12 protein-coding genes are annotated in these 12,068 nt (G+C 71.1%); 8 read left to right on the top strand and 4 right to left on the bottom strand.

The window, feature by feature from the left end; translation table 11 throughout:
- Positions 1-29: 29 nt before the first annotated feature.
- Positions 30-1,688 (top strand): fumarate hydratase, encoded by a 1,659-nt coding sequence (locus C7M71_RS19320; protein WP_111491192.1) that lies wholly within the window; start codon positions 30-32, stop codon positions 1,686-1,688.
- An 81-nt stretch (positions 1,689-1,769) separates the two neighbouring features.
- On the opposite strand, the gene C7M71_RS19315 is transcribed toward C7M71_RS19320, so the two are convergent.
- Positions 1,770-2,528, bottom strand: a complete 759-nt coding sequence (locus C7M71_RS19315; protein WP_114914443.1) for a DUF2637 domain-containing protein — start codon at positions 2,526-2,528, stop codon at positions 1,770-1,772.
- A gap of 30 nt (positions 2,529-2,558) precedes the next feature.
- The gene (locus C7M71_RS19310) at positions 2,559-2,891 is read right to left on the bottom strand and encodes a hypothetical protein (RefSeq protein WP_114914442.1); all 333 of its coding nucleotides are present in this window, start codon (positions 2,889-2,891) and stop codon (positions 2,559-2,561) included.
- Positions 2,892-3,071: 180 nt separating this feature from the next.
- On the opposite strand from C7M71_RS19310, the gene C7M71_RS19305 reads away from it, so the two are divergent.
- From C7M71_RS19305 to C7M71_RS19285, 5 genes are all read left to right on the top strand, one after another.
- Positions 3,072-4,469, top strand: a complete 1,398-nt coding sequence (locus tag C7M71_RS19305) for a class II fumarate hydratase (RefSeq protein WP_111494739.1) — start codon at positions 3,072-3,074, stop codon at positions 4,467-4,469.
- 118 nt (positions 4,470-4,587) lie between these two features.
- Entirely contained in the window at positions 4,588-6,045 is a 1,458-nt protein-coding gene (locus tag C7M71_RS19300; RefSeq protein ID WP_111494741.1) for a catalase, read from the top strand.
- Between the two features lie 135 nt (positions 6,046-6,180).
- Complete coding sequence (locus C7M71_RS19295; protein WP_114914441.1) at positions 6,181-7,419, top strand: MFS transporter; 1,239 nt, start codon at positions 6,181-6,183, stop codon at positions 7,417-7,419.
- Between the two features lie 101 nt (positions 7,420-7,520).
- A complete protein-coding gene (locus tag C7M71_RS19290) occupies positions 7,521-7,829 on the top strand; it encodes a hypothetical protein (protein WP_111491958.1) in 309 nt (102 codons plus the stop codon).
- 14 nt (positions 7,830-7,843) lie between these two features.
- Positions 7,844-8,155, top strand: a complete 312-nt coding sequence (locus tag C7M71_RS19285; protein WP_229759163.1) for a hypothetical protein — start codon at positions 7,844-7,846, stop codon at positions 8,153-8,155.
- A gap of 119 nt (positions 8,156-8,274) precedes the next feature.
- Here C7M71_RS19285 and C7M71_RS19280 read toward each other — a convergent pair whose 3' ends face one another.
- Entirely contained in the window at positions 8,275-9,273 is a 999-nt protein-coding gene (locus C7M71_RS19280; RefSeq protein ID WP_111491960.1) for a LysR substrate-binding domain-containing protein, read from the bottom strand.
- Positions 9,274-9,424: 151 nt separating this feature from the next.
- On the opposite strand from C7M71_RS19280, the gene C7M71_RS19275 reads away from it, so the two are divergent.
- Together C7M71_RS19275 and C7M71_RS19270 are read left to right on the top strand one after the other, a co-directional pair.
- Positions 9,425-9,979 carry a peroxiredoxin gene (locus tag C7M71_RS19275; RefSeq protein WP_111491961.1) on the top strand — a complete coding sequence of 185 codons (555 nt, stop codon included), beginning with the start codon at positions 9,425-9,427 and terminating at the stop codon, positions 9,977-9,979.
- A gap of 2 nt (positions 9,980-9,981) precedes the next feature.
- Positions 9,982-10,518, top strand: coding sequence for an alkyl hydroperoxide reductase (locus C7M71_RS19270; protein ID WP_111491972.1), 537 nt, complete (start codon positions 9,982-9,984; stop codon positions 10,516-10,518).
- Between the two features lie 28 nt (positions 10,519-10,546).
- Here the strand turns inward: C7M71_RS19270 and C7M71_RS19265 are convergent, their stop codons facing one another.
- Positions 10,547-12,034 (bottom strand): AI-2E family transporter, encoded by a 1,488-nt coding sequence (locus tag C7M71_RS19265; RefSeq protein WP_407675917.1) that lies wholly within the window; start codon positions 12,032-12,034, stop codon positions 10,547-10,549.
- Positions 12,035-12,068: the final 34 nt, after the last annotated feature.

The following is a 12,068-nucleotide window of genomic DNA, read 5'->3' as shown; positions in this document are numbered from 1 at the left end:
TCAGTGAGGACCACCCGCCGATGGCCGCCATGCCAGAGTTCGCCTACTCCGACCTTCTCCCGCTGGGTGCCGACACCACCCCGTACCGCCTGATCACCACCGAGGGCGTCTCCACCTTCGAGGCGGGCGGCCGCCGCTTCCTCCAGGTCGAGCCCGAGGCGCTGCGCCGGCTCACCGCCGAGGCGATGCACGACATCTCGCACTATCTGCGCCCGGCGCACCTCGCCCAGCTGCGCCGCATCCTGGACGACCCGGAGGCCAGCGCCAACGACCGCTTTGTGGCGTTGGACCTGCTGAAGAACGCCAACATCTCGGCCGGCGGCGTGCTCCCGATGTGCCAGGACACCGGCACCGCGATCGTGATGGGCAAGCGCGGCCAGCAGGTGCTGACCGCCGGCGGCGACGAGGAGGCGCTGTCGCGCGGCGTGTACGACGCGTACACCAGGCTCAATCTTCGCTACTCCCAGATGGCCCCGCTGACCATGTGGGACGAGCGGAACACCGGCTCCAACCTGCCGGCCCAGATCGAGCTGTACGCGACCGACGGGGACGCCTACAAGTTCCTCTTCATGGCCAAGGGCGGCGGCAGCGCCAACAAGTCGTTCCTGTACCAGGAGACCAAGGCCGTCCTCAATGAGAAGCGGATGATGTCCTTCCTGGAGGAGAAGATCCGCGCCCTGGGCACCGCCGCCTGCCCGCCGTACCACCTGGCGATCGTGGTCGGCGGCACCAGCGCCGAGTTCGCGCTGAAGACCGCCAAGTACGCCTCCGCGCACTACCTGGACACCCTGCCCGCCGAGGGCTCGCCGACCGGCCACGGCTTCCGCGACCTGGAACTGGAGCAGAAGGTCCATGAGCTGACCCAGCGGATCGGCATCGGCGCGCAGTTCGGCGGCAAGTACTTCTGCCACGATGTGCGGGTGGTCCGGCTGCCCCGGCACGGCGCCTCCTGCCCGGTCGCCATCGCCGTCTCCTGCTCGGCCGACCGGCAGGCGCTGGGCAAGGTCACCGCCGAGGGCGTCTTCCTGGAGCAGTTGGAGACCGACCCGGCCAAATACCTGCCGGACACCACCGACGAGCACCTGGACGACGCCGTGGTGCGGATCGACCTCAACCGGCCGATGACCGAGGTCCGCGCCGAGCTGTCCAAGTACCCGGTGAAGACCCGCCTCTCACTGACCGGCACCCTGGTAGTGGCCCGCGACATCGCGCACGCCAAGATCAAGGAGCGGCTGGACGCGGGCGAGGGCATGCCGCAGTACCTGCGGGACCACCCGGTGTACTACGCGGGCCCGGCCAAGACCCCCGAGGGCTATGCCTCCGGCTCCTTCGGCCCGACCACGGCGGGGCGGATGGACTCCTATGTGGAGCAGTTCCAGGCGGCCGGCGGCTCCTTGGTGATGCTGGCCAAGGGCAACCGCTCCCAGCAGGTCACCGACGCCTGCGGCAAGCACGGCGGCTTCTACCTGGGCTCGATCGGCGGCCCGGCCGCGCGCCTCGCGCAGGACTGCATCAGGAAGGTCGAGGTGCTGGAGTACGCCGAACTCGGCATGGAGGCGGTCTGGCGGATCGAGGTGGAGGACTTCCCGGCGTTCATCGTGGTGGACGACAAGGGCAATGACTTCTTCACCTCGCTGGCGCCCAGCGAGACCTTCATCGGCTCCATCCCGGTCCGCCCGGCCGGCTGAGCGACCCGGGCACGGCTACACGCGGCAGGGCTCCGCACCGGTGGACCGGTGCGGGGCCCTCTGCGCGCTGCCGTGCGTCAGTCAGCGGCGGCCCTTGCCCGCCGTCCGCTGCGGGGGCAGCGGGGCGGCCGTCGGGCCGTGCCGGGCCCGGCGGGTGGCGGTCATCTGCCGGATCAGCTGGTGGAAGGAGATCACCGCCGTGATCGGCGGCAGTCCGGCCACGATCACATCGGAGAGGGTCGCGGACGCCGAGGCCACGCAGAGCACGGCGGCCATGCCGGAGAAGACGCCCAGCACCACCCAGGAGTGGGTGATCCGGCGCCGGTCCAGGGCGGCCCGCAGGATGGAGAGCGAGGCCACGAACCACGGTCCGTAGATGATCACCGGCCAGAGCTGGGCGAGGCCGCTGCCGACGTGCGCGGAGGCCAGCCGTTGCAGCGGATCGTAGGAGAAGATCCAGCCCAGCAGGGAGACCGCGGTCACCGTGAAGGTGGTCAGCACCCCGAAGACCGAGCTGGTGAGCTGCGGCCAGGCGGCCAGCTGCGGTCGCGGCCGGCGGCGGCGGTGCGGCACCGGCCGGCGGGCGCGCGGCAGGTCGAAGCCGGCGGAGGACGGGTCGCCGTCCTGCTCGGCGGACCGCTGCGGCGGGAGGTAGCCGCCGACCGACGGGGCGTGCCCGGCGTCCAGCAGGTCGGCGATGGGGGTGTAGGAGGGCGGCACGTCCAGCAGCGGCTCACCCAGGTACCAGCCGCTCTGCTGGTAGGTGGTGCCCTGCGGGTCGGCGAAGCCCTCGTGGCCGAGCCCCCCGTAGGGGAGGTAGGTCTCCCTGGTGTCATACATGGCGTCTCCGCTCCCCTCCTGCGGTCCGCATCACCCGCCGGCCCGTACGGTCCGGGCGCCGAACCGCCGGGCGAAGTCGGCCTCGATCTGCCGGATCAGCCGCGCGAAGTCCGCGACCAGCCGGGAGCAGTACTCCAGGCGCACCTGCTCGCCGGCGCGTTCCAGATAGGCCACCGCCCCGCCGTCCTGGCCGTCCTGGCCGACCGGGTCATCCGGGCCGCCCGGACCGTCGGGAGCGCCCGTTCCGTCCGGTCCGCTCCCGGGCGGCGGCACAAAGAGCCACTCCCCCAGGCGGGCGCAGTCCGTGTCATGGTGCGCCGCCGTGCCGTCCGGCGGTGCGGCGATGAGATGTCGAGAGGTCACGTGTCCCCAACGACACCCCGCCGCCGTCGGCATGTGCGGCATTCGGGGGTCCTTAGATATGCCGATCGATCCCTATGGCCTAACGCGCCGCGCATCCGCCCTGCTGGGGCCGGGACCGGGGAACAGAAGCGTCGTCAACGGACGCTTGGGCAGGAGAGACCGAGAGAGGGAGGCGCGGCGATGACCGGCAGCGAGGGCGGGTACCGGATCGAGCACGACTCGATGGGTGAGGTACGGGTGCCCGCGACCGCGAAGTGGCGGGCGCAGACCGAGCGGGCGGTGGCGAACTTCCCGATCTCCGGTCAGCGGCTGGAGCGGGCGCATATCGCGGCGCTGGCCCGGATCAAGGCGGCGGCGGCCAAGGTCAACGCGGAGCTGGGCGTACTGGACGGGGAGACGGCCGAGGCGATCCGGCAGGCGGCCGGCGAGGTGGCGGAGGGCCGCTGGGACGACCACTTCCCGATCGACGTCTTCCAGACCGGTTCCGGCACCTCCTCGAATATGAACGCCAACGAGGTGATCGCCACCCTGGCGAGCGAGCGGCTGGGGCGGCCCGTCCACCCCAATGACCAGGTCAACGCCAGCCAGTCGTCCAATGACGTCTTCCCCTCCTCGATCCACATCGCGGCCACCGCCTCGGTGACCGGCGATCTCATCCCGGCGCTGGAGCGGCTGGCGGCGGCGTTGGAGCGCAAGGCGGTGGAGTTCGCCGGGGTGGTGAAGTCCGGCCGGACGCATCTGATGGACGCCACCCCGGTCACCCTGGGCCAGGAGTTCGGCGGCTATGCCGCGCAGGTGCGGTACGGGGTGGAGCGGCTGCTGGCCTCGCTGCCCCGGGTCGCCGAACTGCCGCTGGGCGGCACGGCGGTGGGCACCGGGATCAACACCCCGCCCGGGTTCGCCGCCGCGGTGATCGCGGAGCTGGCGCGGACGACCGGGCTGCCGCTGACCGAGGCCCGGGACCACTTCGAGGCGCAGGGCGCCCGGGACGGACTGGTGGAGCTGAGCGGCCAGTTGCGCACCGTCGCGGTCGGCTTCACCAAGATCGCCAACGATCTGCGCTGGATGGGCTCCGGCCCGCGCACCGGCCTGGGCGAGATCAATCTGCCCGACCTCCAGCCCGGTTCCTCGATCATGCCGGGCAAGGTCAACCCGGTGGTCCCGGAGGCCGTCGCGATGGTCGCCGCGCAGGTGGTCGGCAATGACGCCACCGTGGCCTTCGCCGGTGCCTCGGGCAGCTTCGAACTCAATGTGATGCTGCCGGTGATCGCCCGCAATGTGCTGGAGTCGGTCCGGCTGCTGGCCAATGCGGCCCGGCTGCTGGCCGACCGCACGGTGGACGGCATCACCGCCAACGAGGAGCGGCTGCGGGAGTACGCCGAGTCCTCCCCCTCGGTGGTCACCCCGCTCAACCGGTACCTCGGCTACGAGGAGGCCGCCCAGGTCGCCAAGCAGTCGCTCGCCGAGCGTAAGACCATCCGGCAGGTGGTGCTGGAGCGCGGCTGCGTCGAGCGGGGCCTGCTCACCGAGCAGCAGTTGGACGAGGCTCTGGACGTGCTGCGGATGACCAGGCCATGAGCAGGCCCTGAGCAGGCCCTGAGCGGTCGGACCGGGTTGTGCGGGCCGCCGCCGAGTGCTTCAGTCGTATACGTCCATATACGTCGAAAACGGACGATTCCAGGCTGGAGGACACCTCATGTCCGACGCGACGGTCCCGTACACCACCAACAACGCCGGCGTCCCCGTGGAGAGCGACTCCGACTCGCTCACCGCCGGCGCGCTCGGGCCGATCCTGCTGCACGACCACTACCTGATCGAGAAGATGGCCCAGTTCAACCGGGAGCGGGTGCCCGAGCGCGTGGTGCACGCCAAGGGCAGCGGCGCCTACGGCATCTTCGAGGTCACCCAGGACGTCAGCCAGTTCACCAGGGCGGACCTCTTCCAGCCGGGCAGGCGTACCGAGATGCTGGCCCGGTTCTCCACCGTGGCCGGCGAGCAGGGCTCCCCCGACACCTGGCGCGACCCGCGCGGCTTCGCGCTGAAGTTCTACACCGAGCAGGGCAACTACGACCTGGTCGGCAACAACACGCCGATCTTCTTCGTCCGCGACACGATCAAGTTCCAGGACTTCATCCGCTCGCAGAAGCGCCGCCCCGACAACGGCCTGCGCGACAACGACATGCAGTGGGACTTCTGGACGCTCTCGCCCGAGTCGGCCCACATGGTGACCTGGCTGATGGGCGACCGGGGCATCCCGAGGACCTGGCGCCATATGAACGGCTACGGCTCGCACACCTATATGTGGCAGAACGCGGGCGGCGAGCGGTTCTGGGTGAAGTACCACTTCAAGACCGACCAGGGCATCGAGTTCTACACCCAGGCCGAGGGCGACGCGATGGCCGGGGAGGACCCCGACGTCCACCGCCGCGACCTCTTCACCGCCATCCGCAGCGGCAACCACCCGTCGTGGACGCTGTATGTCCAGGTGATGCCGTTCGACGACGCATGGGACTACCGGTTCAACCCGTTCGACCTGACCAAGGTGTGGCCGCACGGCGACTACCCGCTGATCGAGGTCGGCCGGATGACGCTCAACCGCAACCCGGACAACTTCCACATCCACATCGAGCAGGCCGCCTTCGAGCCGTCCAACCTGGTGCCCGGCATCAGCGTCTCGCCGGACAAGATGCTGCTCGGCCGGATCTTCTCCTACCCCGACACCCACCGCTACCGGATCGGCCCCAACTACGCGCAGCTGCCGCCCAACCGGCCGCACGTCCCGGTGCACTCGTACGCCAAGGACGGGCCGATGCGGTACGACCCGTCCACTGCCGCCGCCCCGTACGCGCCCAACTCCTACGGCGGGCCCGCCGCCGACACCGAGCGCTACGGCGAACCGGCCGGCTGGGACGTGGCGGGCCGGATGGTCCGCGAGGCGTACCCGCTGCACCGCGAGGACGACGACTTCGGCCAGGCCGGCACCATGGTCCGCCAGGTGCTGGACAACGCCGCCCGGGACCGGCTGGTCTCCAATGTCACCGGGCACCTGCTCAACGGCGTCTCCGACAAGGTCCAGCTGCGCGCCGTGCAGTACTGGCGCAACGTCGACAAGGACCTCGGCGACCGCATCGCCACCGGCATCGGCAAGGCATGACCCGGCCCTGACCGGCCCCCACCCGGGCCGGTCCGGCCCGCTCGCGGCCGGCGTTCCCCCGTCCGGGGGAATGCCGGCCGCCCGCGTGTGGTTCGCTCAAGGGCCCGTCCCCGCCCCTTCGGAAGCGAACCTCCCATGCCCCTGGCGCTCGTCGCCCTGGCCGTCACCGCCTTCGGCATCGGCACCACCGAGTTCGCCGCGATGGGGCTGCTGCCCCAGATCGCCGGCGACCTCGGGGTCTCCATCCCGCGCGCGGGCTGGCTGATCTCCGCGTATGCGATCGGCGTCGTCATCGGCGCTCCGCTGCTCACCGGAGTGGCCGCCCGACTGCCCCGCAAGGCCGTACTGGTCGGCCTGGCCGGCCTCTTCACCCTCGGCAATCTGCTCTGCGCCATCGCCCCGAACTTCTGGTTCCTGGCCGCCGCGCGGCTGGTGACCGGGCTGCCGCACGGTGCCTTCTTCGGCGCCGGCGCGGTGGCCGCCGCCGAACTGGCCCCCGCCCATCTGCGGGCCCGCGCGGTCTCGGTGATGTTCGCCGGGCTCACCGTCTCCAACATCGTCGGCGTCCCCGCCGCCACCCTGCTGGGCCAGCACCTCGGCTGGCGGGCGACCATGGTCGTCGTGGTCGCGATCGGCGCACTGGGCACCGCCGCCATCGCCCGGCTGGTGCCCGCCCTGCCCAGCCATGCCCAGGCGGGGCTGCGCCATGAACTCTCCGCCTTCCGCAGCGGGCAGCTCTGGCTGGCGCTGGCCACCGTGGTCTTCGGCTGCGGCGGCTTCTTCGCCTGCTACAGCTATATCGCGCCGCTGATGACCGAGGTCGCCGGGTTCGCACCCGGGTCGATGACGCTGGTGCTGGCGCTCTTCGGGGTCGGGATGACCATCGGCAATGCGGTCGGCGGCTGGGCTGCCGACCGGGCGCTGCGGCCCAGCGTCTGTGCGGCCTTCCTGCTGCTCGCCGCCGCCCTCGCCGTCTTCGCCGTCACCGCGCACACAAAGTGGTCGGCGGCGCTCACCCTGATGCTGATCGGCCTCTTCGGCTTCGCCATCGTGCCCACCGTGCAGACCCTGGTCATGGAGAAGGCCCGGCACGCCCCCACCCTGGCCTCCGCCACCGTCCAGGGCGCCTTCAACCTCGCCAACGCCCAGGGCGCCTGGCTCGGCGGCGCGGTCCTCTCCGCCGGCCTCGGCTGGACCTCCCCCACCCTGGCCGGCGCGGGCCTCGCCGCCGTCGGCGCCCTCCTCGCCGTCGTCTCCTGGGCCATCGACCGCACCCCCGCCCCCACCCCATCCCCGCCACCGCCGCCCCACACCCCCTGGACACCCCCGCCACCTCCGGCACCTCCGACCACTGAGCAGCGGACTGTTGGGTAAGTGGGAGTTTCCCACTCATGGGACTATGGGTACCCTTGACGGTGAGTCCCGGAGCACCGCCAGAGCAGGCTGGCCACTCCGGGACACACAGGGAGAACGTCATGACCGCAGTGCACATCGAACGCGAGGAGTTCGAAGCCGTCGCAGAGACCGAGGTCGACTCCCGTGGGCGCGTTTCCCTGGGGCGGGCCGGGGCCAAGCCGGGCCGCCGCTACCGGGTCGAGTCCACCAGCGACGGAGTCCTGCTGCTGACCCCCGTGGTGTCCATCCCCGAGCGTGAGATGGCCGTCTGGAAGGACCCCGAACTCGCCGAGAGCATCCGCCGGGGCGTCGACCAGGCCAGGGCAGGCAAGACCATCGACCTGGGCGACTTCAGCGCGTACCTCGCGGAGGACGACAGCGAGGACTAGCGAACGTGCCGCACATGCTGCGCTTCACCGAGGACGCCAACGAGGCGCTGACCGCACTCGTCAAGGGCGGAAGAGCGACCGAGGCGAAGCTCAAAAGGGTCCGCAAGGCGCTGGCCCTCCTCCAGCAGGACCCCCGCTACCCGGGGCTGAACTCCCACCCCTACGAGAGCTTTCCCGGTCTGCCAAAGGGCAAGGTGTGGGACTCCTATGTGGAGAACCATGTGCCCAGCGCCTGGAGGGTCTACTGGATGTACGGCCCGGACGAGACGGTGGACGGCAAGGACGTCCCCGTGATCACCGTGCTGGCGATCAGGCCGCACCTCTAGCCGACGCCCGCCCGTAAGCCAACCCGTACACCATCCGACGGCCCCGCCTGCAGCTTGCAGGCGGGGCCTCGGCGGTCTCTGCGGCGGGGCTGCCCACAGGGTGTGGACGGGCGGGCGGGTCAGGTGACGATGCGGACCGGGAGGGGGCGGAGGGCGTCGCGGAGGGAGGTGGCGAAGTGGTCGTACTCGGGGGAGCGGGCGGAGCCGAGGCGGGAGGCGAGGCCGATGCGGCGGCCGGGGGCGGGGGTGGCGAAGCGGGTGGCGGCGAGGCGGTCGGTGCGGCCGGCCTCGACGTCGAGGGCGGTGGCCGGCAGCAGGGTGACACCGAGCCCGCCGGCGACCAGTTGGACGAGGGTGGAGAGCCCGGCGGCGCGGGTGGTGGCGGCGGCCGGGTCGGCGCCGACGTCACGGCAGATGTCCAGCGCCTGGTCGCGCAGGCAGTGCCCCTCCTCCAGCAGCAGGACATCGAGGTCGAGCAGCGCGTCGCGGGGCACTCCGGCCCGGCCCGCCAGCGGGTGGTCGGGCGGCGTGACCAGGACGAAGTCCTCGTCGAAGAGCGGGATCTCATGGACCGGCAGCGCGCCGCCGGCGGGCAGCGCCAGCAGCAGCAGGTCGAGCCGGCCGCCGGCCAGGCCGTCCAGCAGCGAGGAGGTGCGCTCCTCGTGGACGTGGAGTTCCAGGTCCGGGTAGGTGTCACGGACCATGCGCAGCACGGTGGGCAGCAGATAGGGGGCGACGGTGGGGATGACGCCGAGGCGCAGCGGGCCGGTGAAGGGGCGGCGGGCGGCTTCGACCTCCTCCGTCAGGGAGTGCAGTGAGGCGAGGACCCGGCGCGCATGCTCGGCGACACGCTCACCCAGAGGGGTGATGATGACCCTGCGGGTGGTGCGTTCCACCAGTTGCACGTCCAGCGTCTCCTCCAGGGCGGCGACGGCGCCGGAGAGGGCGGGCTGGCTGGTCCCGATGGCCGCTGCCGCGTCCCGGAAGTGCCGGTGGTCGGCGACCGCCGCAAATGCTCTGAGCTGGGCGACCGAGGGCGTGCGCGAGTGGCGCCGGTCTGTGTGCTTGACCACAGCCGGAGCGGGCCTGGCGGGACGGGCCCCGGAACTGCCGGGCATTCGGGTACTGATAGCCACCTCCGATCAGATGGTTCGATTCTAGCTATTTCACGGATCAAACACCCTCGTGTCAGTGTGGATCACGTCCGTACGGTGCGGAACCATACGCAACACGGACGAAACACCCTCAACGAGCTCAAGGAGGACGAACGTGCTCACCATCGGTGACAAGTTCCCCGAGTACGATCTCACCGCCTGCGTCGACCTCGACCCGGAGAAGGCGTTCGCCCAGATCGACCAGAAGACCTACGAGGGCAAGTGGCGGATCGTCTTCTTCTGGCCCAAGGACTTCACGTTCGTCTGCCCGACCGAGATCGCCGCCTTCGGCAAGCTCAATGAGGAGTTCGCCGACCGCGACGCCCAGATCCTCGGTGTCTCCGGTGACTCCGAGTTTGTGCACCACGCCTGGCGCAAGGACCACAAGGACCTGCGCGACCTGCCCTTCCCGATGCTGGCCGACCCCAAGCACGAGCTGATGCGGGACTGCGGCGTCGAGGGCGAGGACGGCTACGCCCAGCGCGCGGTCTTCGTGGTGGACCCCAACAACGAGATCCAGTTCGTCATGGTGACCGCCGGCTCCGTCGGCCGTAACCCCAAGGAGGTCCTGCGGGTGCTGGACGCCCTCCAGACCGACGAGCTGTGCCCCTGCAACTGGAACAAGGGCGAGACCACCCTGGACCCCGTCGCGCTGCTCGCGGGTGAGTGACCGTGGCGCTTGACGAACTCAAGGCCGCGCTGCCCGACTACGCCAAGGACCTCAAGCTCAACCTGGGCTCGGTCATCGGCAACTCCAACCTCCCCGAGCAGCAGCTCTGGGGCACCGTGCTGGCGTGCGCGCTGGCCTCGCGCAGCCCGCGGGTGCTGGCCGAGCTGGAGCCGGAGGCCCGGGAGCACCTGTCGGAGCAGGCGTACACCGCCGCCAAGTCCGCCGCCGCGATCATGGCGATGAACAACGTCTACTACCGGACCCTGCATCTGCTCTCCGACAAGGAGTACAGCACCATGCGGGCCGGTCTGCGGATGAACGTCATCGGCAACCCGGGCGTGGAGAAGACCGACTTCGAGCTCTGGTCGTTCGCCGTCTCGGCGATCAACGGCTGCGGTATGTGCCTGGACTCCCACGAGCAGGTGCTGCGCAAGGCCGGCGTGGAGCGGGAGACCGTGCAGGAGGCGGCGAAGATCGCCGCAGTGGTGGCCGCCGTCGGCGCCACCCTGGAGGCCGAGGGCGCCCTCGCCGCCGGGTGAACCCGAGCGGCGAGGCCCCACAGCACCTCTAGGAATCCCCCGTACCGGCCTGGCCGGGCGGGGGATTCCCGCTCTCCGTGCCCTCGCGGCCCGCGCCGCCCTCCGCCACTCCGGCAGGCTCGGGGACCCCGGCACTCTCGATGGCCACGGCCGCCCCGGTCCCCTCCTCCGCCTCCACGGACTCCCGGGCGTGCTCCTCCCGGGCCGCCTCCAGGGCGGTGAAGACCTCGTGCCCGGCGGCACTGCGGCGGCGCAGATAGCCGACCACGGTGTTGGTCACCGCCACCAGCGGCACCGCGACCACCGCGCCCCCGATCCCGGCCAGGATGGAACCGGCGGCGACCGCCAGCACCACGGCGAGCGGGTGCACCCGTACCGCCCTGCCGAGGATCAGCGGCTGGAGCAGATGCCCCTCGATCTGCTGCACGGCCACCAGCACCACCAGCACCATGGCCGCCGTGAAGACGCCCTGGGTGACGATCGCGATCAGCACCGCGATGGTGCCGGTGATCAGCGCCCCGACCAGCGGGACGAACGCCCCCAGGAAGATGATCACCGCCAGCGGCACCGCCAGCGGAACATCCAGCAGTTGCAGCCCGATGCCGATGCAGACCGAGTCGATGAAGGCCACCAGCACGGTGCCCCGCACATAGCTGGTGAGCGTCGCCCAAGCGCGCGGCCCGGCACCGGCCATGGCGTACCGGGAGTGGCGCGGCAGCCCGCGCAGCGTCCACTGCCAGATCCGCTCGCCGTCATAGAGCAGGAAGAAGGTGCAGAAGGCGGCGAGCACCACACCGGTCAGCAGCTCCACCGCGATGGTCACCCCGGTGAAGCCGGCCGAGGTGATGGCGTCGGAGTTGGTGCCGATGGCCTTCGATATCTGCTTGGCGAAGTCGCTGATCTGCTTGTCCGTCAGATGCAGCGGCCCCTTCACCAGCCAGTCGCGCAGCTGCTCCACGCCCTCCTGGACCCGGCTGGTCACCGACTCCAGGTTGGTGGAGACCTGCCACACCACAAACCAGACGACCAGCCCTATCCCCACCAGCCCGCTGAGGAAGGTCACCGCAGCGGCCAGCGAGCGCGGCAGCCCGTGCCGCCGCAGCCAGGAGACCGTGGGCTGGAGCAGCGCCGTGATCAGCACCGCCGCGATAAAGGCCAGCGCCACCAGCCGCAGCGTGGTGATCACCCGGAAGAGGACATAGAGGGCCGCACCCAGCAGCAGCAGCCGCCAGGTGGACTCGGCGGCGACCCGCAGCCCCCAGGGGACCGCCTCGGCCGGTGTCGCCGGGCGGCCCATCGACGACTCGCGGGCATACCGGGCCGATCGGGGCGGTGCGGCCGGCGCCGCCGGGCCCACCGGACCGGCCAGATGGACCGGCGCCGCCTCCTGCTGCTGCTGCGCCTCCCGCCTGAGCAGGTCCTCGGCCTCGCGGCGGCGCTGCTCCAACCGCGCCGCGGTGCGCGCGGCGGTGGACATCCCCCACTCGACCACACCCCACTTGCCGATTCGCGACACTCGCGACACCCTCCCTCGTCCCCGCTCGGTCCGC

This window comes from Peterkaempfera bronchialis (assembly GCF_003258605.2).
Taxonomy (GTDB): domain Bacteria; phylum Actinomycetota; class Actinomycetes; order Streptomycetales; family Streptomycetaceae; genus Peterkaempfera; species Peterkaempfera bronchialis.
This window is presented reverse-complemented; position numbering and strand designations above follow the sequence as displayed.

Bases quoted from the DNA above. Each gene is read 5' to 3' on its own strand.
- C7M71_RS19320 (WP_111491192.1), top strand. From the start codon at position 30: ATGCCAGAGTTCGCCTACTCCGACCTTCTCCCGCTGGGTGCCGACACC.
- C7M71_RS19315 (WP_114914443.1), bottom strand. From the start codon at position 2,528: ATGTATGACACCAGGGAGACCTACCTCCCCTACGGGGGGCTCGGCCAC.
- C7M71_RS19305 (WP_111494739.1), top strand. From the start codon at position 3,072: ATGACCGGCAGCGAGGGCGGGTACCGGATCGAGCACGACTCGATGGGT.
- C7M71_RS19300 (WP_111494741.1), top strand. From the start codon at position 4,588: ATGTCCGACGCGACGGTCCCGTACACCACCAACAACGCCGGCGTCCCC.
- C7M71_RS19295 (WP_114914441.1), top strand. From the start codon at position 6,181: ATGCCCCTGGCGCTCGTCGCCCTGGCCGTCACCGCCTTCGGCATCGGC.
- C7M71_RS19290 (WP_111491958.1), top strand. From the start codon at position 7,521: ATGACCGCAGTGCACATCGAACGCGAGGAGTTCGAAGCCGTCGCAGAG.
- C7M71_RS19285 (WP_229759163.1), top strand. From the start codon at position 7,844: ATGCTGCGCTTCACCGAGGACGCCAACGAGGCGCTGACCGCACTCGTC.
- C7M71_RS19280 (WP_111491960.1), bottom strand. From the start codon at position 9,273: ATGCCCGGCAGTTCCGGGGCCCGTCCCGCCAGGCCCGCTCCGGCTGTG.